Consider the following 22,377-nt stretch of genomic DNA (forward strand, 5'->3'; position numbering starts at 1 on the left):
ACTGCCTTTCTGTACATCATCACTCTCAGTCAATGAAGATACTCATATGATTTTATTTCATCATTTTTAATTAATAGTTACTGTCTATTGTATTTAAACTGTTGTGGTGAAATTGGATTCCATATATATAAAATAGTTAGTCAGCTATATATTTATGTCCGTGTGTTCTTTTCAGAAACCAGTGTTTTTATAGCTATTTTAGTTAGGGAGGTTTTGCGATTTAGCGTTTATTTTCTGAAAAATAGTAATAATTTATTGTTGCAAGCACAACATGTTTGTAATTTACTGTAGTGGCTGAATCATATGAGGATGATATGGATTTCTCAAAGCGGGTTGGTGAACGTTTTTCAAGTCTGACGCCGTCACAAAAAATTATTGCGCGTTACATTGAACGTAATAAAGAACGGGTAGCATTTATGACGGCCCGGCAGTTGGCGAATGCCATCGATATTAGCGATGCGGCGGTGGTCAGATTTTCCCGGGCTTTAGGTTACCGCGGTTATGCTCATCTGCGAGAAGATTTGGGCAAGGCGCTGATTGAAAAGACCGGTTTAAGCGGCGCTTTTCAAAGGGGGCCGATGCCATCCAATGATACTGAATTAAAAACCCGCGTGTTTGAAAACGGTTATCTGTTAATCAATAAAACTGAGGAATTAAATAGCACGGAGGTTGTTTCCCGTATTGCGGAAAAGTTGGTTTCGGCAAGGCGCATATGGGTCTGTGCTCATGGTACGACACATGCCATGGCTTCTTATCTGGCAATGCATCTTAATGTAATGAAACAGGCGGATATACTCGATATTGGACATGGCGATATTGCGGATCGTATAAGGCATGTCAGCGAAGACGATGTTTTCATTGGCATCGGCTATGAGCGTTATATTCCCTACACTATTCAAGCAATGCACATTGCGCGTATGCAGGGAGCTTATGCCGTTGCATTGACGGACCGACAAACGTCACCATTGGTACAAGAAGCGAATGAGGTGCTTTATATTGCAAAGAGCGCCTCTTCTGTGGCGTGGTGGTCACAAGCTGGCACGTTAATCATGGCGGATTGGTTAATGTCCCAGATGATCATTTTGGATGGGGAAAATATAAAAGAAAAATTACGACAGGCAGATAAGGTATGGGAATTGCTCGGTCATTGGAAAAAATGACCCCATTAGGGAGAACTTTAGAAAATAAAAAACCAATTAATAAAATTAAGTAACAATCAATTCAATGCCAGAAAGGATTTTTATAACTATATCTATATATAAAAGGACAATGAATATGAGTAATAAAAAGAAAATCCTATTTTCTAGCTGTCAGGGGGAAAGAAATGAACGCGTAAACATTTCCCGCCGGCGGATAATCAAACAAGGCTCGATTATTAGTGCAGGCGTGGCGCTTAATGCTTTTTCCGTACCGGCTGTATTTGCTAAAAATAAACGGGAAGTTATCGTCCGAGGGCTTGGCGGCGCTTATCAGGAAGCCATGGAGAATGTGATATATAAGCCTTTTACGGCAAAAACGGGTATTAATGTCAAAATTCAGCCTTCAACAGCGGCACAAATATTGGCGATGGTGAAATCCGGTCAAGTGAGTATTGATGTTCTTGATTTGGGCGCGGTCGCACAAACGAATTTGGATAAAGCCGGTGCATTGGCGCCGATTGACTATTCGGCTATGAAGTTCAGTAATCCAGATGATATTTTACCGGGGTTGCGTCATCCAAATATGATTGGCAACCTTTTATTTGCGACGGTCATGGTTTACAACACTGACGTGTTTAAAACGGGTTCTCACCCTAAAACATGGAGAGATTTCTGGGATGTTCAGCGTTTTCCAGGCCCGCGAACATTAGCGGATTTGCGATCGGGTTCTGCCGAACTTGAGTTTGCTTTGCTGGCAGATAATGTAGAAAAAGCCGACATTTACCCCATTGATGTTGAACGTGCTTTCTCCTCTTTGGATAAGATCAAACCTTATGTATCAAAGTGGTGGGACACTGGTGCCGTCTCCGCCCAACTACTTGAACGCAAAGATGCGGTTCTGGGCGCGATTTGGAATGGCAGAGCGCAGGCGTTAATCGACAAGGGGGCGTCCCTGGCGATCGAATGGAATCAGGCGAAACAGCAAGTACAATACTGGAGTGTGGTGAAAGATGCGCCAAATCCTAAAAATGCGCAGCTACTGATCGATTTCGCGCTGCAACCGGAAATACAGGCAAAACTGACCCAATTCATCGCCTATGGCCCAACAAATAAAAAAGCGTTGGATTTGATACGTTCAGAGGATTTGGTCAAATTGCCTTCTAATCCGGCATACTTTTCTCATTCTTTTGTGCAGGACGCCGCGTGGTGGTCAGATAATCTTGATCGCGTAGGTAAAATCTGGCAGCCGTGGATTTTGGGCCTGACTTGATGCGTACAGCCAACCTGTCATTCCGTTCCCGGAAGGTGGGAACGGAAATCCGTTTACAAGGTATCACTCGACGTTTTGGTCAGACCCTCGCCGTGGATAATCTGAGTCTGACGATTGCGCCGGGTGAGTTCGTTACGTTGCTGGGCGCCAGCGGGTCAGGCAAAACGACGACGTTAATGATGGTGGGCGGGTTTATTGAACCCAGCGCCGGGCGGATTGTGTTGGGCGGAAAAGATGTTACCGATATGCCGCCCGCTAAGCGGGATCTGGGGGTGGTATTTCAAAACTATTCATTATTTCCCCATCTTTCGGTTGCCCGCAATCTGGCATTCCCGCTGGAGATGCGAGGAGAACCGCAGCATACGATCAGAAAGAAAGTCGCCGATGCATTGGACATGGTGCAGTTAGCCGATAAAAGTCATCGGCTGCCGCATGAGCTGTCCGGTGGACAACAGCAACGGATCGCGTTGGCGCGCGCGTTGATTTTTGAACCTCAGGCGCTATTGATGGATGAGCCGCTGGGGGCGCTGGATAAAAAACTGCGTGAATATATGCAGATTGAAATCAAGCGATTACATACTTCATCAGGTTGCACCGTGTTGTTTGTCACCCACGATCAGGAAGAGGCGTTGACGCTTTCCGATCGCGTTGCTGTGATGCAGGATGGACGAATCGCACAGATTGACTCCCCCCGGTTTTTATATGAACGGCCGGAGACGCGCTGGGTTGCTGAATTCATCGGACAGTCTAATTTCATTGGCGGTCGTGTTCATGAGGTTCAGGCCAACGGTTATGACGTGACGCTGGATAGCGGCGAGTCGGTAAGCGGCAAAGGCGTAAAAAATCTGGCCTGCGGTCAACAGGTTTGTGCGGTATTACGGCCGGAGAAGATCCGGTTGGCCGCATCCGGCGTGCTGCCTGTGAAAGCGATTGTCACCGATGTGCTCTATCTGGGGCATACGGTAAAAGTGACGTTGCGGCTTACTGACGGAACCACGCTGCGGGTTCAGGCCCAGAATATCGATCTTGAAACCCCGCTGATGACGGGGAGGGCGGTTTCTGTTGGTTGGCGGCCGGAGGATTTGTGGTTTATTGCCGGAGAACAGGGACAGTGAACATATTGCTGACCCGCAGACAGCGGAAGCTCTGGCTGCTATTGGCGCCATCGTTGCTGGCATTATCCGTGTTCTTTATCTATCCATTGATAAAAATGCTGGGTTTTAGCGTCTACGGCCCTGATTTTACCTGGAAGCATTATCTGCGGATTATTCATGAGCCTGTCTGGATCAATGTGATGTGGGTGACCCTGCGCATTTCCGCGTCGGTGACGCTCAGCACGTTGCTGCTGGGGTATCCGCTCGCCTGGTTTCTGGCGAGATTAACGCCGCGGATCGCCAATCTCTTCCTGATTATTGTCATCATTCCTTATTTCACCAGCACATTGGTACGGACCTATGCGTGGATGGTGCTGTTGGGAACGGAAGGCATCGTCAACCGATGTTTGATCGCGCTGGGTCTGGTGAATGAACCCCTCCGACTGATGTATAGCTCGATCGGCGTACTGATCGGGATGACATACATTCTGCTGCCCTATATGGTGCTGGCGCTTTATAGCGTGATGCGCGGCATCGATCTCACGTTGCTCTGTGTGGCGGAAAGTCTGGGCGCTTCACGTCTCAGGGCGTTCTGGCGGGTGGTTGTCCCGCTCTCTTTACCTGGGGTCGCCGCGGGCGGGTTACTGGTATTCATTATGGCGCTAGGTTTTTTCGTCACGCCAGCCCTGATGGGCGGGCCGCAGCAGACCATGATCGCGATGGTGATTGAAAGTCAGATCGAAACCTATTTTGATTGGGGATTCGGTTCCGTGCTGTCATCGTTGTTGTTGGTCTGTACCCTGTTGCTGTTCTGGCTATATCAGCGTCTTGTCGGATTGGAGCGGTTGTTTGAGGCGAAACGATGAATCGGAACAAGCCCGGATTTTTTTCGTTGATACTTTCCATGTTGGTGCTCTTATTTCTGGTATTGCCCATCATCATTATCTTCCCGCTGGCGTTTAATGATGCGAGCTATCTGGCTTTTCCTCCAACCGGATTTTCCCTGCGTTGGATGGAAAAGATCTTGAATGATGCTGACTGGCGGTATTCATTATGGCTCAGTTTCCGCATCGCCATTATGTCAACGGTTCTGGCTATGCTATTGAGCGTACTGATGGCAATGGCGTTGGTGCGTTTTCGTTTTACCGGCAAGCGCCTTCTCTATGCGTTGATATTACTTCCGATGATTGTGCCTAACATTATTTCGGCGCTGGCGTTGTTCTTTTTCTTTTCCGCCGTTGATATCGTCGACAGCGTCAGCGCCATTGTTATCGGGCATGCGGTAATCGCGTTTCCTATTGCGACGATCATTCTCTCTTCCACGTTGCAGGGGATAGACAGACAGCTTGAATACGCCGCAATGAGCCTGGGCGCCAGCGACTTTACCGTGCTGAGGCGTATAACGTTCCCGCTGGCTGCGCCTGGGATGATCTCGGCGGCGATATTTTCCTTTCTGAGTTCTTTTGATGAATTGCTCATTTCCATGTTTATGGCGGGCAATGATGTACCGACGCTGTCGGTGCGAATATGGAATAACATTCAGTTTGAACTGGAACCGACCATCGCCGCGGTGAGCGTGTTATTAATACTGATTACGGTGGTGATGCTGCTGACCACTAATTTGATGACAAAACTACGATGAAACTCAAGCATTGATGGAGATAAGATGAATAACCCTAAAGACAGGCTATTCGCACCGGAAGAGTATCAGCAGCGGGTCGGTATGATTCGCTCGCATATGCAAGCAAATCATATCGAATTACTGATCGTCGATCAGACGGAGTTTCTCTTTTACCTGACCGGCTTTGCTATTTCCGAGAATATGTATCGGGCATGTTTACTGACATTGCAGGACGACCCGGTGATGATATTTCGGGCGATGGATGAGCATACCTTTCTGGAAAACAGCTGGGTCACTGATACGGTAACCTTTTCTGACTGGCAGGACCCGGTCGATGTTCTGGTGGATACCATCACGGAACGCGGCTGGGATCGGCTGAATATCGGGATGGATTTTGACTCCTATAATCTGACGGTGAAGCGTTTTAATCGTTTGCAACGCTGTTTTCCTGAGAAACCTTTTCGGGATTTTTCGGGCGTACTGGAACAACTGCGGGAATGCAAAACGCGAACAGAGATTGGTTATATCGCCAAAGCCGCGCAGGTGATAGAGCTGGCATTATCTGCCGCAGTTGCTGGATTAGGGGTAGGGAAAACCGAACGGAATGCAGCGACCCTCGTTCATCAGGTTTTTATGGAGCAAGGGATGGACTCTCACCGCTACGGCATTATCACTACAGGAACGGGTAATAGTTTTTTGCACGGTAATTTACATAATCACCCGTTAGCAGCGGGAGATATTGTGCATATGGAACTGTTATCGGTTTTTCATGGCTACAGTGCCCGGCTGATGCGGCCCGCCATTATTGGCAAGGCATCCCGACAGCAGCGGGAGATCGCGCAGCAACTCATCAATATCCAGGATGCACAGTTTGCCGCTATGCGGCCTGGGGCGGAGGCAAAAGATATTGATGCGATAGTTCGCGATGCGGTACTTGCTGCCGGGTTACGGGATGATTATGCCAGTATTACGGGGTATAACCTGGGTTATTATTCGATCTCTACTCCCCATACCAGCGATTTCAGCCGAGTCTTCTTACCCAACTCGGCATGGCGTCTGAAACCGGGCATGGTGTTTCATATGTATATTTATGCGCAAGGGCTGGCATTCAGCGAGACAATCGTCATTACTGAACACGGGCATGAAAGTCTCACTCACGTACCGCGCCGGTTGTTTATTGCTGACTAACGTCTTCCCCATGATTTTCCGTAGGTGTGACGCTTCCCGCATCGTTAAGCATGGGAGCGGGGGAATCGTTGAATCGGATTCAGGCGAGACGCCGCTTTTTATTTTGCGCGGTAAAGCAGAATAATTATATTTAACAATTAACCCCTATTAAATAACACAACAATAAAGGACGGGTTATGACCGATAACCGATATGCAGCAAATCCGGCAAGTAAAAAAATGAGGTTATATCCAATGAAACGTTGGGGCGAATATCCTATTCGTAAGAAATAGGAATGGTAATGACAGGGTTATTTGTTCCGCAGAAATAAAAGATGATTTAAAAGCAGATAAATAGTGAATGCAAAATGTATATTTAATATGTTATTTATTATCCGGCTAATTATTTACTAAGGAAATTAGAGCATGGTAAATATTATTTAATGTTTAATTAAATGCAAAAAAATAGTAAAGTCGCTAACATTTTCTCTATGTCGTTTTTGTTAATTTTTATTGAATTTAATAGGTTGTGTTGCGTTTAATTGCTTGTAATGGTTTTGATTTTGTTTGCTTTCAACTCACCTATCAAATCGATAGGCATTGACCCGCTATTAGTATTGTGTGTATGATTCGTTCGAAAAGTATATGAATTTATATTTAAATATTTATTGTTTGTCTTTGATGCTTCTCCATTCGGTTAGCGACTTGTTTTATACGGTTTAATAATGGTTTTAGTAAATTCGCATGCTAAATGCGTATTTTATTTATTTCGTTGGTCGAAAAACAAATAATCTATTTGTTCGTCGAAGGGGCTGCCATTTATGTTTTTGGTGGAATTTTCGATGGGAATCGACCTTTATCTCTCCGGGCCAGAGGGCCCCTACGTTGGTAAAGACATATGGCAAAAGGAACTGACGGTGCGTCTGTCGCACCAAAGGAACGTATTAATATCAAATACGTCCCGGCCACGGGTGACCAGCAGGCGGAAATAGAACTGCCGTTGACGCTGATGGTGGTAGGAAATATGAAAGGACGTACCGAGGAAATACCTATCGAAGCTCGCCAGACGGTATCGATCGACAAGAACAATTTTCCTTCCGTAATGAAAGAAGCCAATCTGGAACTGAATTTCAGCGTCCCCAACCGCCTTGAAGAGAACGCTCAGGACGATCTGCCTGTGCAACTGAGCATCGCTTCTCTGAATGATTTCTCTCCCGACCGTATTGCACAACAAGTGCCTGAATTGCGCAAGCTGTTGGAACTGCGCGAGGCGTTGGTCGCGCTTAAAGGGCCGCTCGGCAATATCCCTTCTTTCCGTAATCGGTTGCAGGATCTGTTGTCCAGTGAAGAGGCCAGAGAGCAACTGCTCAAAGAACTGGATCTGGTAAAACCCGCCGAATAATTGGCGTTTACTGACGAGATAGGGAAATAAACATGTCAATAGTTGAAGAACAGGCGAAGACCGGGTCAGCCAATGCCTCCGGGTCGCTGCTGGACGAAATTATGGCGCAGGCGCGCATTACCCCGGTGGATGAAGGGTACAGCGTCGCCAAACAGGGCATCGCTGCGCTGGTTGCCAATATCCTCGATAGCGGTAATGCGGCAGAGCCGGTGAATAAAGCGCTGGTTGACAGCATGATCGTCGAACTGGACAAGAAACTGAGCAAACAGATTGACGTTATTCTGCATGCCCAGCCGCTTCAGCAACTGGAATCCTCCTGGCGTGCTCTGAAACTGATGGTGGATCGCACTGATTTTCGTGAAAATATCAAGATCCTGGTATTGCACGCGACGAAGGAAGAGCTGCTGGAGGATTTCGAGTTCGCACCTGAAATTTCGCAGTCCGGTTTCTATAAGCACGTATACTCCAGCGGTTACGGGCAGTTTGGCGGCCAGCCCATCGGCGGGGTGATCGGTGACTATGCCCTGACTCAGAGCGCCTTAGACATCAAGCTGATGCAGTACGTCAGCGCGGTGGGCGCGATGGCCCACGCGCCGTTCATCTCTTCCGTCGCGCCGACCTTCTTTGGCGTGGACAGTTTCACCGATCTGCCTTCGATCAAGGATCTGAAATCCGTGTTTGAAGGTCCGGCCTACACCAAATGGCGCTCGCTGCGCGAATCTGAAGATGCCCGCTACCTGGGGCTGACGGCGCCGCGCTTTTTGGTTCGCCTGCCTTACGACCCGATTGAAAATCCGATCAGGGGCTTCAATTACAAGGAAGATATCAGTTCCAACCACAACCACTATCTGTGGGGCAATACCGCTTACCTGATGGGGACGGCTCTCACGGACAGCTTTGCCAAATATCGCTGGTGTCCGAACATCATTGGCCCGCAGAGCGGCGGCGCCATCACCGATTTGCCGGTACATGTGTATGAGGCAATGGGACAGCTTCAGGCTAAAATCCCGACTGAAGTGCTGATTACCGATCGTCGCGAATACGAGATGGCCGAAGAGGGCTTTATTACGCTGACGATGCGTAAAGACAGCGATAACGCGGCGTTCTTCTCCGCTAACTCGGTACAGAAACCGAAGGTGTTCCCGAATACCAAAGAGGGTAAAGAGGCGGAAACCAACTACAAGTTGGGTACTCAACTGCCGTACATGTTCATCATCAACCGCTTGGCCCACTACATTAAAATGTTGCAGCGCGAACAGATTGGCGCGTGGAAAGAGCGTCAGGATCTTGAGCGTGAGCTTAATAGTTGGATCAAACAGTTCGTCGCCGATCAAGAGAACCCGCCGGCTGATGTTCGCAGTCGCCGCCCGCTGCGCGCTGCGAAGATCAACGTGCTGGATGTGGAAGGCGATCCAGGTTGGTATCAGGTCACCATGGCGGTGCGCCCGCACTTTAAGTATATGGGGGCAAACTTTGAACTGTCGCTGGTAGGACGTTTGGATAAGGAATAAGACCGATGCCGTCGCTTTCTGCGTGGGAAAGGGAAACTGCGGCCAGCCTGTTTGATCGTATCCGGGGGGAAGAACAACGGGCTTCCCCCGAAGCGGAGGTTGAAGCATTGATTGCGTCCGTTAAGCGTCAACTGGACAACGTGCTCAATACCCGGCCCGGAAACTGTCGCAGCGCACCTGAGCTCGGCGTGATTGATTTTAATGACGCCACGCAAGGCGGCGCGGATATTCGGGGAAAAATTCAGGAGGCGATCCGGCAGTGTATCTGTCGCTTTGAACCTCGAATTGTTCATGTGGACGTCAGTGCGTCGGATTATCTGTTCAGCCCGCTGGAGATGTCGTTTCAGGTCACCGCCCATGTCAGGCTGGAAGCGCTGGAACAGATCGCCTCCTTCAATATTCATATGGACAGCCACCGACATTACAGAATGGTCTGATTATGTCATTGGAACATTTTTTCAGGGATGAATTGACTTACTTGCGCCTGCAAGGGCGTGAATTTGCCAAAGCCCATCCCGGCCTTACCCGATTTTTGTCAGAACAAACCACCGATCCGGATGTCGAGCGGCTGCTGGAAGGGTTCGCCTTTTTGACCGGGAGCCTGCGGGCGAAGATCGAGGATGAATTTCCAGAACTGACGCATGGCCTGCTGGGTATGCTGTGGCCCAATTATCTGCGCCCCGTGCCGAGTATGACGATAATGCAGTTTTCGGTACTGCCCGGCGCGATTGCACAGCCTGCGTTCGTCGGACGCGGCTGCGAGCTTGATAGTTTGCCGGTCGACGAGGTGGTCTGTCATTTTCAGACTTGTCATGACGCTTGGATATATCCGGCGGATATCCGTCAGATCAATGTACAAAGCGGTAATGATTTGTCGACCATTACGCTGAATATCGGGCTGCATGGCCCGTTGTCGTTTGACTCCCTGCAACTCGACAAACTGCGTTTCTATCTCGGCGGCGACAGCTATACCGCCAATGAACTTTACTTCTGGATTGCCAGCCAATTGTCTTACGTTGAGCTGGAAGTCGGCGGTAAACGCTACCGCCAGGAAGCCGGCGTACTGAAAACGGTCGGCTTCGAGCGTGAAGATGCGCTGCTGCCGTACCCCGGCAACGTTTATTCGGGTTATCGCATTCTGCAAGAGTATTTCTGTTTTCCCGAAAGCTTTCTATTCTTCCAGCTTTCCGGCGCCGCATGGCCTGACTTGCCATTGACGGTGGCGGACTTTCGTCTTCATTTCTGTTTCGATCGGCCACTGCCGGCGGAGCTGAAAATCCGGCCTGACTCGTTCATGCTCAACTGTGTTCCGGCCATCAACTTATTCCATCATGACAGCGAGCCGATCAATCTCAACGGGCGTCAGACCGACTACCCGCTTAAGGCCAGTTATCGCCACGCCGACAGCTTTGAAATTTTTTCCGTCGATAAGGTGGAGGGCTGGGTCGAGGGGCATGCGGGGCGTTCACGCGGTATTCCGCGCATCTACCAGCCGTTTGAAAGCTTTCAGCATCAGATTGAGCGGACCAAAGGGCGGCTGGCGCTTTATTACCGAATTCGGGTCAGGGAGGCCGTCAGCGGTGAGGGTTTTGAACACCTGCTCTCCTTTGTGCGTGGAGATGAGCGCGAGGTGATCGATCTGGATGAATCCATTTCCGTCAGCCTGACCTGCACCAATCGCTCACGGGCGGCACAATTGCCGGTCGGGTCGATCTGCGTGCCGACCGGCAATTCTCCATCATTCGCCACGTTCCGCAATCTGATCCGTCCGACACGTCCGTTAAGACCGACGATGGACGGCAGCCTGCACTGGACGCTGATTTCCAACCTGTCGCTGAACTATGTTTCGCTGCTGTGCCGCGATGCGCTGGTGCAGATTTTGCGTACCTACGATTTCCCGGCATTGCATGACAAACAGGCGGAGCAGGCCTCGCGTAAACGGCTGGCGGGTATTGAGTCCATTAACACTACGCCCATCGATAGGCTGGTGCAGGGGATGCCGGTGCGCGGGTTGAAATCGGTGCTGTCGGTGCGGCAGTCCGCGTTCTCCAGCGAAGGAGAACTGTATCTGTTCAGCACGGTGCTGGCGCATTTCTTCTCGCTGTACGCCAGCGTCAACGCATTCCACCTACTGGAGGTGGTCAACATCGATAACAAGGAGCGCTACCGATGGCCAGTGCAGATAGGTCAACACTCGATGATGTGATGTTCCGCCAGGATGCGTTCCATTTCAATTTTTTCCAACTGGTGGAACTGCTTAATCAGTTTGAAGGGGTTGATCTGGAACAGGCGCTGGATTTCCAGCCGGAGCGGGAGCGTTTGCGATTCCGCTCGACGGCATCGATCGGTTTTCATCCCGGTGATGTGTTGCGGGTGGGAAGTGATAACCAGGGGCGTCAGGAACTGGAAGTCGCATTTATGGGGCTGCACGGCAGTCAGTCGCCCATGCCCGGTTATTACCTGGACGAACTGGCCTGGGAGTACGCGCAGGGAGAACAAAAACTCGGCGCATTTCTCGATTTTTTTCATCACCGCTTGCTGACGCTGCTCCATCGCGTCTGGCGCAAATACCGCTACCATGTTCGCTTTCAGAATGACGGTGAAGATGGTTTCTCCCGGCTGATGTTCGCCCTGGTGGGTTTGGGGAACGACGCGGTACGCGACAGCCTGCCGGTGAACCGCGCCAAGATGCTTTCCTATGCCGGTTTGCTTGCCAGCCCCAGCCGTTCCCCGGAAGTGGTGGCAGGGCTGGTAATCCACTGTTTTGATTTGGATGACGTGGCGGTTATTGCCTGGCAGCGCCGCCGGGTGCCGATTCATGAAGGGCAGCAGAACCGTCTGGGTCGCGCCAACATGGTGCTGGGCGGGGATGTCGTCATCGGCGACAAGGTGAATGATTGCGCCGGTAAATTTCTGCTCAAAGTCGGAAACCTCAGTTTTAGCCGCTTCCTCAGTTTTTTGCCCAACGGCGAGCATTTTCAGCCGCTGGTTCGCTTCGTCTCGTTCATCCTGCGCGACCAGTTGGCGTGGGATTTACGTCTCGGTTTTGCCGAAGGCGAGGCTAAAGGTCTGAGTCTGGGGAACGAACAGAGCAGTCGTCTTGGCTGGAGCAGTTTTCTGGGGCAGCCGCCGGCCGACCCCTATGTGACGATTTGTGTGCAGGAGTAATTGTGAACCTAACCCATCCACTTACGCTGGTTGTTCTCAATAGTGAACAACTGGATATCAACTCGCAGGTACAGCATCAATTTGATCAGCACGGCGGCACGCTGGGCGCTTCCGATAAGGATCGGTGGCAACTGCGTGACAGGCTTGGCGCCGTGCTGCCGCAGCATGCGAGCATTGAAATGCTGGACGGTCGTTTCTGTCTCTGCGATCTGAGCGGGGAGTCCTTCATCAACCAGGCGCTGTCACCAATTGGGCGGGACCGCAAAGTCATTCTTTCGCATGGCGATGAACTGACGATCGGTCCTTTTCGGATAGGGGTTTATTTCGGCGATCCTACCAAGGAGCAGGACATCGATGAGGTACTGGGACAACGTGCCGACGGTGTGCTGGATGGCTGGCTGGACGAAGAGAATAAAAGCCGCCCCGCCGGGAACGCCGATGAGACCACCGTATTCAATGACCCGCTGTTGGCGTTGCAGCAGGAGCAAAGCCGCGCCCTGCTGACGACGGACTGCGAACCGGATAATGAATCGCTGCCGACCTCTCTTCTTTCTTTTTCCGCTGTTGAGGACACCATGGATCAGAAATTTGTGGAATTACCGACCATTGATAACCCGCACGCCGCGCCGGGATGGGAGGCCGATATCGACAGCGCTGCGCTGGCGCCATTGATGCGCGGTCTGGGGATCTCGCTTCAGCTTGAGGACCAACAGCAACGGCGCGAGATGCTGGAGGAGATAGGTAAAAGTCTGCGGGCGATGGTGGAAGGTTTGCTGATGCTGCAAACCGGTGAGACCGCGCTGACGGAGACGCATCTGCGTCCGATAGAGGATAACCCGTTGCGCCTGGGGCTGGATTACAAGGATACGCTGTCGCTGCTGTTCGCCGAAGGCAAAAGCCCGGTGCATCTCTCCGCGCCTGCGGCGGTGGGGGAAGTGTTGAATAACGTGCGTGTTCATCACCTGGCCAATCAGCAGGCTATCGCCGTTGCGCTGGAAAGCATTCTTCAGGCGTTTTCTCCGGCAGCGTTGCTTAACCGCTTTGAGCATTATCGTCGCAGCGGCGAGCAGGAGGTCACCAATGACGGATGGGCATGGCAGATGTATCAGCACTACTTCCGGGAACTGACCTCGCCGCGTCAGCAGGGCTTTCAGAAGCTGTTTCATCAGGTTTACGCGCAGGCGTATGACCGTGCCGTACGTCAGCAGCAGGAGCCGCAATAATGCGCCGGGCACTGTGCATGTGCTCCCTGATATTCCTGCTGTCGGGCTGTACCACGCTTGGCAAGATGGCGAAGGTCGCAGCCAACCCGGCTATTCAAGTGGGCAGCAATGAGAGTCAACCTTCCACGGTGGGATTCAGCCTGCTGGCGGAACCGGACGTCAACCCTAATGAGAGCGGGGAGGCCGCGCCCGTCGAATTTCAACTGGTGATGCTGGCGGAGGACTCCCGTCTGCTGGCCACCGACTACGACCAGGTGACGACGGACATCGAAAAAGCGTTAGCCAAAAACTACGTCGATCATCAGGACTACACGCTACTGCCGGGACAGTTCAAATATCTGCCGCCGGAGAAACTGGATGAAAAAGTCCGTTACGTCGGCGTGATCGCTCGCTATGCCGACCCGGAGAGCGCCCAGTGGCGCAAGGTGATCAAGTTGAAAAATACCGGGCAAACCTACCAGGTTCTGGTGCATTTGCGCCGGGACGAAGTTGAAATCAAAAAAGATCAAGAAGAAGAATAATCATGTCGAGCCGAAATCGGGTTATCTGGCGGGAAGGGTTGTTTATCAAACCGCAGCATTTTCAGCAGCAACAAAGGCACATGGACTATGCGCTTCATGCTCGTCTCAGTGCGCTTAGCGACTATTTTTATGGCTTACAGTCGCTGGCGATCAATGAGGAGTACCTCAATTTCGGCCGTATAGCGCTGGTCAACGCCACCGGGGTTATGCCGGACGGCACCGTTTTCAATATTCCTGGCGACGATGCGCTGCCCCAGCCTCTGGAAATCACCGATGTGGCGCTGGCAAATCAGAAAGTCTATTTGGCTTTGCCATTGGCGGTAAACGGCGTAAACGAAGTCGGATTACCGGGACAGGGCATTGCCAGTCGTTTGCAGTCGCACCGGCATGATGTACGCGACCTGCACAGTGAAAGTGGCGATGTGGCGTCGATGGAGGTCGGCAAAGTCTCTCTGCGGCTGATGCTCGATCGCGACGATCGCAGCGCCTACGCTTCTCTGGCGATCGCCAATATATTGGATAAACGGCCGGACGGCGGTCTGGTGCTGGACCCCAACTTTATGCCGTGCAGCATCAGCGTGACGGCGATCCCGGCCCTGAAGCGTTTTCTGGGGGAGTCCGCCGGGTTGGTTGCTGAGCGGGCCCGCAGTCTGGCGCAACGCATTGCGGCGCCGGGGCAACAGGGCGTGGCGGATGTGGCGGAGTTCATGATGCTGCAACTGCTTAACCGCGCGCATCCAAAGCTCTCCCATCTGGCGCGTCTCGGCACATTGCATCCTGAAAGGCTGCATGAAGCGCTGGTTGAACTCTGTGGCGAGCTGATGACGTTTACCGATGAGTCACGGTTGCCGCCGGAGTTTCCGGCTTACCGCCATGAGCATCAGCAATCCAGTTTTGAGCCGTTGATGATGGCGCTGCGCCAGGCGCTGAGTACGGTGCTGTCGCCGCGCGCCGTCTCTATCCAACTGAAGAAACAGCCTTATGGCGTGGTGGTGGCGATGGTCGGCGATGCTGAATTGATGACCGGCGCCGAATTTGTGCTGGCGGTGCGGGCGCGCATGCCGCAGGAGCATCTGCGTAAACAGCTATTGCAGCAAACCAAGATTGCTTCCAGCGACAAGATCCGCGAACTGATCAGCCTGCAATTGCCTGGCGTACCGCTGATACCGCTGCCGGTCGCGCCGCGCCAACTGCCTTATCACGCGGGCTACAGCTACTTCCAGCTCGATCGGCAGAGTCCGTCCTGGAAAGCGCTGGTGCCCGGCAACACGCTGGCATTCCATATTGCCGGCGAATTCCCGGAGCTGGATATGCAACTCTGGGCTATCCGCAGCCAGTCGTAAAGGGAGCAAGAGATGAGCATTGACGTCATTAAAAACGATCGGCTGAGCGACATGCTGTACGACCACGCCCAGCAACTGGATAAAGATTCCGACTACTGGTTCCGTTTGCGCGGACAGAGCATCAATCCGATGATTGACGCGGCGACGCCGCTGTTGGGCATGGTGGAACGGGTGCGTCAACTCTCCGCTTATGACGGCGTGGCGGAACTCTATCAGCGTGTTGTGTCTGAAATTCAGGCGATTGAACAGGAGTTGCGCACTCACGGTTATGAAAATGGGGTGATCTTGTCGTTTCGCTACATTCTTTGCACCTTCATCGATGAAGCCGTGATGGGGCGTGAGTGGGGCGGCCAGAGCATATGGTCGGCGCATTCGCTGTTAACCCGTTTTCATAACGAAACCTGGGGCGGGGAAAAGGTCTTTGTATTGTTGGATAGGTTGCTGGATGACCCGGCGCGCTACCGCGACATTCTTGAGTTTATCTACCTATGCCTGTGTTTGGGCTTTGAAGGACGCTACCGGGTGATGACACAGGGACGGGAGGAGCTTGACCGCGTCGTGCGCCGGTTGCATGACAGACTGCGCCCTGAACCCGCCAGTCCGCCAACGGTGGTCCACCTCAATCTGGGTCAGCAGGCTTCCCGCTACAGGTTGCGCAGACAGATCTCGCTGCGCAGCCTGTTTGCCGGCATGTGCGTGGTGTTGGCCGCCGTGTTTGGCCTATATCGCTATCAGCTCAACCATCAGACCCAGGACGTACTGCGTCAACTGGGCGAATTATTACAATAACAGGAACCTATCACGTGATCCGTATCGAACTGACGACGCTGGTTGAACGACTCAACCCCGTGTGCCGCCATATGCTGGAAGAGGCGGCGGCACTCTGTATTCAGCATCAAGGCGCGGAAATCCGCATTGAGCACCTGTTGATGAAAATGCTGGAAACGCCATTCTGCGATGTGCGCCAGATCCTCAAACGCGCCGGTGTAGACGCCGACGAACTCTCTCCATTGCTCCTGTCTTCCTCGGGGGATAAAGAGTTTGACGCCGGTTATCCCTCATTCTCTCCTTTGCTGGTGGAATGGTTGCAGGATAGCTGGCTACTGGCTTCCGCCGAGTTTCGACATGCGCATCTGCGCAGCGGCGTGCTGTTGCTGGTATTGCTTATGACGCCCAACCGTTATTTATCGGCGGCGGCGTCACGGCCATTGGCGCAAATCAACCGTGAACTGCTGCGTCAGCAGTTTGATGAGTGGGTGAAAGAGTCGGTTGAAACCGAAGTCGCCGTCGCTCGCTCGGCCACACCCGATCAGGCCGCCGCCAGTACGCAGCTTTCCCGCTATACCCAGAACGTGACCGACGCCGCCCGGCAGGGGCAGCTCGATCCGGTGCTGTGCCGCGACCATGAAATTGATCTGATGATCGATATTCTGTCCCGGCGGCGTAAAAATAACCCGATTGTGGTAGGTGAGGCGGGGGTCGGGAAAAGTGCGCTGATTGAAGGGCTGGCGCTGCGCATTGTCGCAGGGCTGGTGCCGGAAAGACTGCGTGAGGTGGAACTGCTGACGCTGGATTTGGGCGCGATGCAGGCCGGCGCATCGGTCAAAGGGGAGTTTGAAAAGCGTTTCAAAGGCGTGATGCAGGAAGTGAAAACCGCGCCTCGCCCGGTGATCCTGTTTATTGATGAAGCGCACACCCTGATCGGCGCGGGTAATCAGGCGGGTGGGCTGGACGTCTCCAACTTGCTCAAGCCCGCGCTGGCGCGTGGAGAATTGCGCACCATTGCGGCGACCACCTGGAGCGAATACAAAAAATACGTGGAGAAAGACGCGGCGCTGTCCCGTCGTTTCCAACTGGTCAAGGTCGGGGAGCCGGATACGGAACAGGCGACCGTCATTCTGCGCGGCCTGCGCGGCATTTATGAACAAGCACACGGCGTACTGATTGATGAGGCGGCGCTACAGGCGGCGGCTCAGCTTTCCGCCCGCTATATTTCCGGCCGCCAATTGCCTGACAAGGCGATTGACGTACTGGATACCGCCTGCGCCCGCGTGGCGATTAATCTCACCACACCACCGCGCGCGGTCGGCCAATTGCGCACCCGTTTGCATCAGCAGGAGATGGAAATCGCGCAACTTGTGCGTCAGGGACGGATCGGTCTGGGCGACACGGCGGAGCGACTGGCCGAGCTGCGCGCCGACTGTGAGGTGGAAGCGGCGGCGCTGGCGCAGTTGGAAGCGGACTGGCAGCAGCAGAAAACGCGAGTGCAGCAGGTGATCGAATGGCGCACCGCATTGCTTGCCGACCAACAGCCTGATGATTTCGACGCGGAAAACGCGGCGTCGGAACTGGCCGCGTGCGAGCGCGAACTGGAGGCGCTACAACAGTCGTCAGTGCTGGTCAGCCCTCACGTGGATAAAACCCAGATTGCGGCGGTGATCGCCGAGTGGACGGGCGTGCCGCTCAACCGGATTTCACAAGGCGAACTGGACGTGGTGACGCGCCTGCCGGATTATCTGAGCGACCTGATTAAAGGCCAGCAGTTAGCGATAGCCCAACTGCACAAACACCTGCTGACCGCGCGCGCCGACCTGCGTCGGCCCGGCCGTCCGCTGGGAGCTTTCCTGTTGGTGGGGCCGAGCGGCGTCGGGAAAACCGAAACCGTGGTGCAGGTCGCCGATCTGATGTTTGGTGGTCGTCACTATCTGACCACCATTAATATGTCTGAATATCAGGAAAAACATACGGTATCGCGCCTGATTGGTTCGCCGCCGGGCTATGTCGGGTTTGGCGAAGGCGGCGTACTGACCGAAGCCATTCGCCAGAAACCCTATTCGGTGGTACTGCTGGATGAAGTGGAAAAAGCGCATCCAGACGTGCTCAATCTGTTCTATCAGGCGTTCGATAAAGGCGAACTGGCGGATGGCGAAGGGCGGGTAATCGACTGTCGCAATGTGGTGTTTTTCCTGACCTCCAACCTTGGATTCCAGACGATCGTCGGTTACGCCGCGCAACCGGACGTTTTACTGGATGCGCTCTATCCTGAATTGGCGGCGTTTTTCAAGCCCGCATTGCTGGCGCGAATGGAAGTGATTCCTTTTCTGCCGCTGGGTCATGACACGCTGGTCGAGATCGTTCAGGGCAAACTTTCCCGTCTGGTGAGTCTGCTGCAACAGCGTTTTGGCGCCGAGGTGGTCATTGACGATGCGGTGCCGGAAGAGATTCTGCGGCTGGCCAATCGCAGCGAGAACGGCGCGCGGATGCTGGAGTCGGTCATTGACGGCGCGCTGCTGCCGCCGGTATCGCTGCAACTACTACAGCGTATGTCATCAGGACAGTCGGTCAGTCATATTCATTTCCGCGTAGAAGAAGGCCAGTTCCAATCGGTGGTGGAGGGCTGAGCATGCAATACGCCCTCGAACTTGCGCTTTCTCTCACTCGCCAGCGGGACGAAGCCGGTCTGCGCGACTGGCTGCTCGATACGGTGCAGGAAGCCTGGCAGCCGCAAGGCATGTTGCTGGGCATGGTGGATATCAGCGGACGTCAACTGATTTGCAACTGCCGGGTGCGTCGCACGCCGGTGTCGCTGGTACTGGGGGTGGATGATTTCAGTCATCCGCTCGCCTACGTGTTGCATAAAAATCAGGTTCGCACCTGGGATTCACTGTATGGCGGCGCCCGCATTGAACATCGGGCGTTTCGCCAGATGCTGGCGGAAGCGGGAACCGCCTGCGGGCTGCATGCGTTGCCGTTGTTATCGGACAGCGGTAAACCGTTGGCGGTCCTGGCGTTGCTGGATATGCCGGATCGACTGCGGGAACTGCATCGAAGCGGCGACTGCGGGCGTCTGGTTCAGGTCTTTTGCCGCCAGTTGACGCTGCTTGACGAGTTGGGACGTGTCCAGCGGGAGCAGACGGCGCTAAGAAAATCACTGCGGCAGATGAAGGATGAGGGACAGCAGCAGCGCCACCGGGAAAAACGGGTCGAGGAAACGCTCATCGGCCAGTCAGCGGTAGTCAGAGAACTGCGTCAGCAGATTTTTCAGGCGGCCAGTCATCGGCTTTCGGTGCTGATCCAGGGTGAAACCGGTTCCGGCAAAGAGGTGGTGGCGCGTTTGCTGCACCAGTGCTCCGGGCGTGCGGAGAAGCCGTTTGTCGCCATTAACTGCGCGGCGATTCCCGAGAACCTGATCGAAAGCGAACTGTTTGGTTATCAGAAAGGCGCGTTTTCCGGCGCGCAAACCAACAAGGCAGGACTGGTGGCGCAGGCCAATGGCGGCACGCTGTTTCTGGATGAAGTGGGCGATATGCCGCAGCCCATGCAGGCCAAACTGTTGCGGGTGCTGGAAACCCACAGTTTCCGGTCGTTAGGGGCCGACAAGGAAAGTCATTCTGATTTCCGAGTCGTTGCCGCCACCCATCAGCCGCTGGAACAGCGGGTTTCAGAGGGCGTTTTTCGTCAGGATCTCTATCACCGGCTCTGTCAGTGTCTGTTACCGGTGGCGCCGCTGCGCGAACGGCCGGACGACATCAGTTTGCTGTGTGAACACTTTATCGGGCGGTTTGCCCGCCAGCAGCAGAAGAGCGTGGGGCCGTTGCACCGAACCTTCCTTAAACAGCTGTTGGGGTATGACTTCCCCGGGAATGTGCGGGAACTCAAGAATCTGCTGGAAGTGGCCTGTGCGCATACGCCGGAGGGCGAACTCCTGAGCCTTGCCTCATTACCGCCGGAACTGCGTGATCGGTTAGGCGGCGAAACGACGGTGAGCAATGACGATTTTCAACATATTCACGACTTGCGTATCGCTACGCAGCAATATGAGGCCGCGGTTATTCAGGCGCGCCTGCACCAGTTTCAGGGCAACCGCGTGCTGGTGGCGGAAAGTCTCAATATCCCGAAACGCACGCTCGATCACAAATGCCAGAAACTGGAGGTGAACTGATGTTCCTGACGATGGTTCCTCTGCTGCTTGCGGCGACGGGCTCGCCCGATCCCGCCTGGCAAGCGTTGTGGGAACAGTGCCGCGATGAAACTTCACCGCAGATTCGGCTGGCCTGTTATGACGCGCTGAGTCGGGAGGCCGGACATTCGGGCGCTGACACTAAGCCGGCGACGGAAAGCGCGTTCCAGCTCGGACGTGAAGCGGAAAGCGGCGATCTGACCCTAACGCGCGTCCTGGCGGACGGCAATGTGCTGGTGATCGGCTGTGCCAGCAACATCACGCATTTAAGGCTGACCCTCAGCAAGCCCTGGGAAGGCGAAACGGTTTCGTCGCTGCTGGACGGCGTGAAGGCGCCGGACAACTGGTTTATTCGCAACCGGGGGCTGTTGCTGGAGTTTGGGCGCGGCTTGCCGGCCATTGACGCGTTGAAGCGCTGGAACGGTCATCAGGAACTGGCGCTGACCGGCGCTGGCGGCTACGTATTGCGCATCGATCTCGCCGGATTGGGCGAAGCGCTGACGCCGCTGCGCCAACAGTGCCGCTGGTAGGGGGGAATGAATATGCCTGCGCACCCCTGGTGTAAACGCCTGCTGACGCCGCTGCCTGACGAGATGCTGCGTGCGGCGGTGGCGGCAGACGATCCGCTGTGGGAGATGATAGAAACCGAACTGGTGAAGCTGGGGTCATTGGCGCACAGCCAGGTGGATCTTAATGCGGTGGCCGGTCACTGCCTGACATTGCTGGAAAGCCGCACCAAAGATATGCGGGTGCTGGTTCAACTGTTGCGTTGTTTGCAGCATCCGGCCAAAGCCACGCCCTTTGCCACCGCGCTGATGTTGCTGGATAGCTGGCTGGCGGCCTACTGGACGCAGGCATGGCCCTCCAGCCAAATGCAGAAGCAGAGACTGATGATCCAAATTATCCGGCGTTTCGAGAGTGCGATGCCGCGTATGGCGGAGCGCGCTTCCGCTGCGGAGCTGAGCCAGCTACAGCAACTGGCGGCGTCGCTGGCGAACCGCTGGTGTGTTCTGGCGGAAGACAAGGCCGATCTGACGGACGAACTGTTGCGCGGAATCAGTCGCGCCAGGGAGCGCCATCAGGCGCAGGCTAATCCGGCTGTCAGCGTCCTGTCCGTCAGTCAGAGCGAGGCGACAGTAGCATCGGGCGCCGACGACGAGGCGATATCGTCACCAGCCAGCGCGATAGCGGTGAATACCGCCGACGAGCGTGGCTGGCGCCAGACCCAGTTGAATGTGGCGGCGGTGCTGATCGAGCGTCAGCCGGATGACCCGGTAGGCTATCGGTTACGCCGCCATGCCATCTGGTCGGGGATCGTCGCTCCGCCTATGGCTTCGCGCGGTAATAAAACCCAACTGGCGCCGGTTTCGCCCGATCGGGTGAATGAATATCACGGCGCGATCGAGCAGGCGGATTTGGCGCTATGGGCGCGTATTGAACAGAGTCTGACACTGGCCCCTTACTGGTTTGACGGCCACAGGCTGTCGGCGTCCGTCGCAACCCGTCTGGGGCATGCCGCGGTCGCCAGCGCCATCGCTGAAGAACTGACGGTTTTTCTTAACCGTCTGCCGGCGTTACGTGAACTGACTTTCAGCGATGGCGCGCCATTTCTGACGGAGGAGTGCAGCCAGTGGTTGCATTCAGCGCCGGGGCGGGGGGGCAGTGAACGGCAGGACGATCTCGCCACGGAAGCCGCCGCCTGCCGGACGGAACAAGGCATGGCGGCGGCGCTGTCGTTGCTGGATGAACGAATGCGCCGTCTGAAGACGCCCCGCGATCGTTTTTATGCCGAACTGGTGCTGGCGGATTTGCTGGCTGAGGAAGGCATGAAAGCGCTGGCGGCACAACACTATCAACACTTGTGGCAGGAGAGCCAGCAACTGGGCCTGATGCAGTGGGAGCCGGGAATGGTCAGCCGTTTGGAACGGCTGGCCGCTTCCCACAAAAAATAAGACATTC

General features: G+C 54.0%; 19 protein-coding genes. All 19 read left to right on the forward strand.

What is annotated here, in order from left to right:
* The first annotated feature begins 314 nt into the window (after positions 1 to 314).
* The 19 genes from EH207_RS06535 to tssA all read left to right on the forward strand — a co-directional run bounded on the left by EH207_RS06535 (position 315) and on the right by tssA (position 22,370).
* A complete protein-coding gene (locus EH207_RS06535) occupies positions 315 to 1,160 on the forward strand; it encodes a MurR/RpiR family transcriptional regulator (RefSeq protein WP_137713244.1) in 846 nt (281 codons plus the stop codon).
* 115 nt (positions 1,161 to 1,275) lie between these two features.
* Complete coding sequence (locus EH207_RS06540; RefSeq protein WP_137713245.1) at positions 1,276 to 2,409, forward strand: ABC transporter substrate-binding protein; 1,134 nt, start codon at positions 1,276 to 1,278, stop codon at positions 2,407 to 2,409.
* The gene (locus EH207_RS06545; protein ID WP_137713246.1) at positions 2,409 to 3,524 is read left to right on the forward strand and encodes an ABC transporter ATP-binding protein; all 1,116 of its coding nucleotides are present in this window, start codon (positions 2,409 to 2,411) and stop codon (positions 3,522 to 3,524) included. Before EH207_RS06540 ends, EH207_RS06545 begins: the two co-directional genes overlap by 1 nt.
* The gene (locus tag EH207_RS06550; RefSeq protein WP_137713247.1) at positions 3,521 to 4,369 is read left to right on the forward strand and encodes an ABC transporter permease; all 849 of its coding nucleotides are present in this window, start codon (positions 3,521 to 3,523) and stop codon (positions 4,367 to 4,369) included. The genes EH207_RS06545 and EH207_RS06550 overlap by 4 nt, the downstream gene beginning before the upstream one ends.
* Complete coding sequence (locus EH207_RS06555; RefSeq protein ID WP_137713248.1) at positions 4,366 to 5,145, forward strand: ABC transporter permease; 780 nt, start codon at positions 4,366 to 4,368, stop codon at positions 5,143 to 5,145. Before EH207_RS06550 ends, EH207_RS06555 begins: the two co-directional genes overlap by 4 nt.
* A gap of 24 nt (positions 5,146 to 5,169) precedes the next feature.
* Complete coding sequence (locus EH207_RS06560; RefSeq protein ID WP_137713249.1) at positions 5,170 to 6,312, forward strand: M24 family metallopeptidase; 1,143 nt, start codon at positions 5,170 to 5,172, stop codon at positions 6,310 to 6,312.
* A gap of 876 nt (positions 6,313 to 7,188) precedes the next feature.
* Positions 7,189 to 7,692, forward strand: coding sequence for a type VI secretion system contractile sheath small subunit (gene tssB, locus EH207_RS06565; protein WP_137713250.1), 504 nt, complete (start codon positions 7,189 to 7,191; stop codon positions 7,690 to 7,692).
* A gap of 32 nt (positions 7,693 to 7,724) precedes the next feature.
* A complete protein-coding gene (tssC, locus tag EH207_RS06570) occupies positions 7,725 to 9,203 on the forward strand; it encodes a type VI secretion system contractile sheath large subunit (RefSeq protein ID WP_137713251.1) in 1,479 nt (492 codons plus the stop codon).
* A gap of 5 nt (positions 9,204 to 9,208) precedes the next feature.
* Positions 9,209 to 9,640: a type VI secretion system baseplate subunit TssE gene (gene tssE / locus EH207_RS06575; protein ID WP_137713252.1), complete on the forward strand. Its 432-nt coding sequence runs from the start codon at positions 9,209 to 9,211 to the stop codon at positions 9,638 to 9,640.
* 2 nt (positions 9,641 to 9,642) lie between these two features.
* Entirely contained in the window at positions 9,643 to 11,409 is a 1,767-nt protein-coding gene (gene tssF, locus EH207_RS06580; protein ID WP_137713253.1) for a type VI secretion system baseplate subunit TssF, read from the forward strand.
* Positions 11,373 to 12,371, forward strand: coding sequence for a type VI secretion system baseplate subunit TssG (gene tssG, locus EH207_RS06585; RefSeq protein WP_137713254.1), 999 nt, complete (start codon positions 11,373 to 11,375; stop codon positions 12,369 to 12,371). The genes tssF and tssG overlap by 37 nt, the downstream gene beginning before the upstream one ends.
* Before the next feature lie 2 nt (positions 12,372 to 12,373).
* Entirely contained in the window at positions 12,374 to 13,594 is a 1,221-nt protein-coding gene (gene tagH / locus EH207_RS06590) for a type VI secretion system-associated FHA domain protein TagH (protein WP_137713255.1), read from the forward strand.
* The gene (gene tssJ / locus EH207_RS06595) at positions 13,594 to 14,115 is read left to right on the forward strand and encodes a type VI secretion system lipoprotein TssJ (protein ID WP_137713256.1); all 522 of its coding nucleotides are present in this window, start codon (positions 13,594 to 13,596) and stop codon (positions 14,113 to 14,115) included. Before tagH ends, tssJ begins: the two co-directional genes overlap by 1 nt.
* A 2-nt stretch (positions 14,116 to 14,117) precedes the next feature.
* The gene (gene tssK, locus EH207_RS06600) at positions 14,118 to 15,458 is read left to right on the forward strand and encodes a type VI secretion system baseplate subunit TssK (protein ID WP_137713257.1); all 1,341 of its coding nucleotides are present in this window, start codon (positions 14,118 to 14,120) and stop codon (positions 15,456 to 15,458) included.
* 12 nt (positions 15,459 to 15,470) lie between these two features.
* Positions 15,471 to 16,247, forward strand: a complete 777-nt coding sequence (gene icmH, locus EH207_RS06605; protein ID WP_137713258.1) for a type IVB secretion system protein IcmH/DotU — start codon at positions 15,471 to 15,473, stop codon at positions 16,245 to 16,247.
* A 14-nt stretch (positions 16,248 to 16,261) separates the two neighbouring features.
* Positions 16,262 to 18,859, forward strand: coding sequence for a type VI secretion system ATPase TssH (gene tssH, locus EH207_RS06610; RefSeq protein WP_137713259.1), 2,598 nt, complete (start codon positions 16,262 to 16,264; stop codon positions 18,857 to 18,859).
* Positions 18,860 to 18,861: 2 nt separating this feature from the next.
* A complete protein-coding gene (locus tag EH207_RS06615) occupies positions 18,862 to 20,400 on the forward strand; it encodes a sigma-54 interaction domain-containing protein (protein WP_137713260.1) in 1,539 nt (512 codons plus the stop codon).
* The gene (gene vasI / locus EH207_RS06620; protein WP_137715285.1) at positions 20,400 to 20,948 is read left to right on the forward strand and encodes a type VI secretion system-associated protein VasI; all 549 of its coding nucleotides are present in this window, start codon (positions 20,400 to 20,402) and stop codon (positions 20,946 to 20,948) included. Before EH207_RS06615 ends, vasI begins: the two co-directional genes overlap by 1 nt.
* Positions 20,949 to 20,960: 12 nt before the next feature.
* Complete coding sequence (gene tssA, locus EH207_RS06625) at positions 20,961 to 22,370, forward strand: type VI secretion system protein TssA (protein ID WP_137713261.1); 1,410 nt, start codon at positions 20,961 to 20,963, stop codon at positions 22,368 to 22,370.
* The last annotated feature ends 7 nt before the right edge of the window (positions 22,371 to 22,377 follow it).

The sequence above is a fragment of the Brenneria rubrifaciens genome (assembly GCF_005484945.1).
In the GTDB taxonomy this organism is placed as follows: Bacteria; Pseudomonadota; Gammaproteobacteria; order Enterobacterales; family Enterobacteriaceae; genus Brenneria; species Brenneria rubrifaciens.

Bases quoted from the DNA above. Each gene is read 5' to 3' on its own strand.
- EH207_RS06535 (WP_137713244.1), top strand. From the start codon at position 315: ATGGATTTCTCAAAGCGGGTTGGTGAACGTTTTTCAAGTCTGACGCCG.
- EH207_RS06540 (WP_137713245.1), top strand. From the start codon at position 1,276: ATGAGTAATAAAAAGAAAATCCTATTTTCTAGCTGTCAGGGGGAAAGA.
- EH207_RS06545 (WP_137713246.1), top strand. From the start codon at position 2,409: ATGCGTACAGCCAACCTGTCATTCCGTTCCCGGAAGGTGGGAACGGAA.
- EH207_RS06555 (WP_137713248.1), top strand. From the start codon at position 4,366: ATGAATCGGAACAAGCCCGGATTTTTTTCGTTGATACTTTCCATGTTG.
- EH207_RS06560 (WP_137713249.1), top strand. From the start codon at position 5,170: ATGAATAACCCTAAAGACAGGCTATTCGCACCGGAAGAGTATCAGCAG.
- tssB (WP_137713250.1), top strand. From the start codon at position 7,189: ATGGCAAAAGGAACTGACGGTGCGTCTGTCGCACCAAAGGAACGTATT.
- tssC (WP_137713251.1), top strand. From the start codon at position 7,725: ATGTCAATAGTTGAAGAACAGGCGAAGACCGGGTCAGCCAATGCCTCC.
- tssE (WP_137713252.1), top strand. From the start codon at position 9,209: ATGCCGTCGCTTTCTGCGTGGGAAAGGGAAACTGCGGCCAGCCTGTTT.
- tssF (WP_137713253.1), top strand. From the start codon at position 9,643: ATGTCATTGGAACATTTTTTCAGGGATGAATTGACTTACTTGCGCCTG.
- tssG (WP_137713254.1), top strand. From the start codon at position 11,373: ATGGCCAGTGCAGATAGGTCAACACTCGATGATGTGATGTTCCGCCAG.
- tssJ (WP_137713256.1), top strand. From the start codon at position 13,594: ATGCGCCGGGCACTGTGCATGTGCTCCCTGATATTCCTGCTGTCGGGC.
- tssK (WP_137713257.1), top strand. From the start codon at position 14,118: ATGTCGAGCCGAAATCGGGTTATCTGGCGGGAAGGGTTGTTTATCAAA.
- icmH (WP_137713258.1), top strand. From the start codon at position 15,471: ATGAGCATTGACGTCATTAAAAACGATCGGCTGAGCGACATGCTGTAC.
- EH207_RS06615 (WP_137713260.1), top strand. From the start codon at position 18,862: ATGCAATACGCCCTCGAACTTGCGCTTTCTCTCACTCGCCAGCGGGAC.
- vasI (WP_137715285.1), top strand. From the start codon at position 20,400: ATGTTCCTGACGATGGTTCCTCTGCTGCTTGCGGCGACGGGCTCGCCC.
- tssA (WP_137713261.1), top strand. From the start codon at position 20,961: ATGCCTGCGCACCCCTGGTGTAAACGCCTGCTGACGCCGCTGCCTGAC.